3 protein-coding genes are annotated in these 3,008 nt (G+C 65.6%); all 3 read left to right on the top strand.

Features of this window, described 5'->3' with window-relative positions; all coding sequences use genetic code 11:
• Positions 1-292, top strand: a 292-nt coding sequence (locus AC3XYG_RS17250) for an enolase C-terminal domain-like protein (RefSeq protein ID WP_489141084.1), incomplete at its 5' end; no start/stop codon positions are given.
• A gap of 31 nt (positions 293-323) precedes the next feature.
• Complete coding sequence (locus tag AC3XYG_RS17245; protein ID WP_489141083.1) at positions 324-1,925, top strand: ABC transporter substrate-binding protein; 1,602 nt, start codon at positions 324-326, stop codon at positions 1,923-1,925.
• Positions 1,926-1,945: 20 nt separating this feature from the next.
• On the top strand, positions 1,946-2,881 hold the full coding sequence (locus AC3XYG_RS17240) for an ABC transporter permease (protein ID WP_489141082.1): 936 nt from the start codon (positions 1,946-1,948) through the stop codon (positions 2,879-2,881).
• Positions 2,882-3,008 lie beyond the last annotated feature (127 nt).

The raw sequence follows: 3,008 nt of genomic DNA, 5'->3' as shown, positions 1-3,008 counted from the left end.
CGTCAAGATGGGCGGCATCACCGGGCTGATGCAATGCGCCGCGATCTGCCACGCCCACGGGGTCGAGCTGGTGCCGCACCAGACCCAGCCCACCATCGGCCATGTCGCCAACCTGCATGTGCTGGCGGCGCTGATGCACCTGACCAAGCCGGCGGAATACGCCGACGCGGCCGGCCGGGTCGGATTCTTGAAGCCAACATCCATCCGGCCGGCGGATGGCCGCTTCCTGGTGCCGCAGGGGCCGGGGCTCGGGCTCGAGGTCGACGAGGCGGAAATCAACAAGCGGCGCTGACCGGCGCCGATAAACGACAGGGGAGACGGCCATGGCGATCAGCAGGCGAAACGTGCTTCAGCTCGGCGTCGCGACCGCGGCGCTGGCAAGCTTCGGCAGTGCCCGGGCACAGGATGCATCCCGGAATGCGGATGTGATCCGTATGGGCATCGCCGCGAAGGGGCCACGCTACAGCGATCCCAACCTGACGACCCAGGGCTCGGACAACTGGGCAACCGAGCAGATCTACGAGCAACTGGTCCGCCCCGAGGATGGTGCCTTCGCGATCAAGCCGGAGGACTACCTGCCGACGCTCGCGACCAGCTGGAGTTCATCGCCGGACGCCAAGACCTGGACCTTCCAGCTGCGCCAGGGCGTGCAGTTCCACAAGGGCTTCGGCGAGATGACCTCGGAGGACGTGGTCTACTCGTTCAAGCGCGCGATGACCTCGGGCACCAACACGACGGTGCTGGCCAACATCGCCGACGTCGTCGCCAACGGGCCTAGCCAGGTGACCATGACCTTGAAAAGCCCCGACGCGCTGTTCCTCGGCACCTCGGTGTTCAACAACAACACCTCGATCGTCAGCAAGAAGGCGGCCGAGCAGATGGGCGAGGCCTTCGGCACCGATGCCGTCGGCACCGGCCCCTACGAGCTGACGAAGTTCGACAGCCAGGTCGGCACGGTGATGAAGCGCCATGACGGCTATTGGGGCCAGAAGGCCAAGATCAGCACCGTCGAATGCGTCTACATCGCCGACACCTCGGCGCGGACGCTCGCCCTGCTGTCCGGCGACATCGACATCATGGAGGCGGTGCGCGCCCCCGGCTGGGTCGCCTCCATGCAGCAGCGCGACCCGACGCTGAAGATCGACATGACGGTGCCGGGGTCGTTCAACACGCTGCACGTCAACCTGACCCGCAAGCCCTTCGACGACCTCAAGGTGCGGCAGGCGCTGATGCATGCGATCGATCGCCAGTCCGTGGCGCAGGCGCTGGCGCCGATGGGCGGGACCATGGCCGGGCTGCAGCCCGACTTCTTCCCGGCCGGCTTCAAGACCGAGGACCTGCCGGAGGAACTGCGCTACCCCTACGATCCCGACAAGGCGAAGGCGTTGCTGGCCGAGGCCGGCCACCCCGACGGGATCAGCTTTCCGTCCCTGTGCAGCCAGCGCGAGGACTATTCCTCGACCATGCTGATCGTGCAGGAGCAGATCCGCCTGGCCGGCTTCAACATGGATCTCAGGATCGAGGATCACACCGCCTATCACGCCGACAATCTCTCGGACAAGAATACGCTGGCGATGCACTCGTCGAGCTATCCGCCGATCCCGACGCAGCTGTATTTCCAGCAGCTGTCGGCGCAGTCCGAAGTCAAGTCGGATGGATCGGGCGGCGGCAACTACAGCCATTACGGCGTGGCGATGCCGGGCATCGACGATCTGCTGGCCCAGGCCTTGGCCGCGACCGACTTCGCGACCTATGAGAGCACCTGCCGCAAGATCGAGCTGCAGGTTCTGCGCGACCTGCCGCTGATCGGCCTGTCCACCCTGTCCTTCACCACCGCGCGGCGCGGCAATGTCGATCTCGGCTACCCCGTGAAGAGCGGCTATGCGCGCTGGCGCTTCCACCGGGCGACCAAGACCATCGTCTGACCCGCAGGGGAGGGCCCGCTATGGTGCGGTATCTGATGTGGCGATTGCTGGATGCGGTTCCGACCATTCTGCTGGTGCTGACGCTGGTGTTCGTCTGCATGCGCATCCTGCCCGGCGACCCGGCGCTGGCGGCGCTGGGAGACAACGCGCAGCCGGACCAGCTCGCGGCCTTCCGCGAGAAGATGGGGCTGAACGTCCCGCTCTGGCACCAATATCTGAACTTCCTCGGCGGTGTCCTGACCCTGGATTTCGGGCGGTCGCTGATGAACAACACCTCGGTCCTGCAACTGCTGGCCTACAACCTGCCCTATACGATCGAGCTGACCATCGCCGCGATGGTGATGGGCGTCGTCGCCGGAATCCCGCTGGGCGTGCTGGCGGCGACCCACCGCAACCGCCCGGCCGATGCCGGGGTCCGGGTGTTCTCGTTGATCGGCTACGCCATTCCGGACTTCTATCTCGGGGCGCTGCTGCTGATCACCTTCTCGCTCAATCTCGGCTGGTTCCCGATCAATGGCGGCGGTGATGGCTTCGTCGATCGGCTGCACCACATCGTGCTGCCGGCGCTGACCCTCGCCTTCGTCAAGGCCGCCTTCCTCGGCCGGCTGACCCGCACCTCGCTGCTCGAGGTGTTCGGCAAGGACTATGTGCGGACGGCGCGGGCCAAGGGTGCCAGCGAGCGCCGCGTCATCTACCGGCACGGGCTGCGCAACGCGCTGCTGCCGCTCTCCACCGGCTTGGGCCTCAGCCTGCTGGCGACGCTCTCCGGCTCGGTGGCGATCGAGCTGGTGTTCAACCGGCCCGGCATCGGCGCGTTGCTGATCAACGCCATCCAGGAACGCGACTATCCGGTCATCCAGGGTGGCGTGGTGATATTCGCAATGTTCGTCGTGCTGATCAATCTCATCATGGACCTGCTCTATGTGCTGATCGATCCCAGAATACGGGTGCAATAATGGGCGTGATCTCCGACGACTACATCCCGACGACCGAGCCGAGCGTGCTCAAGGTCGTGCGGATGGAATTCATGAGCCGCCCCGGGGCACTGATCGGTCTGATCGTGGTAGCGACGTTCGTGGTGAT

Source organism: Inquilinus sp., from assembly GCF_057815775.1.
Note: the sequence above shows the minus strand (reverse complement) of the source record. Positions and strands in the feature narration are given on the sequence as shown.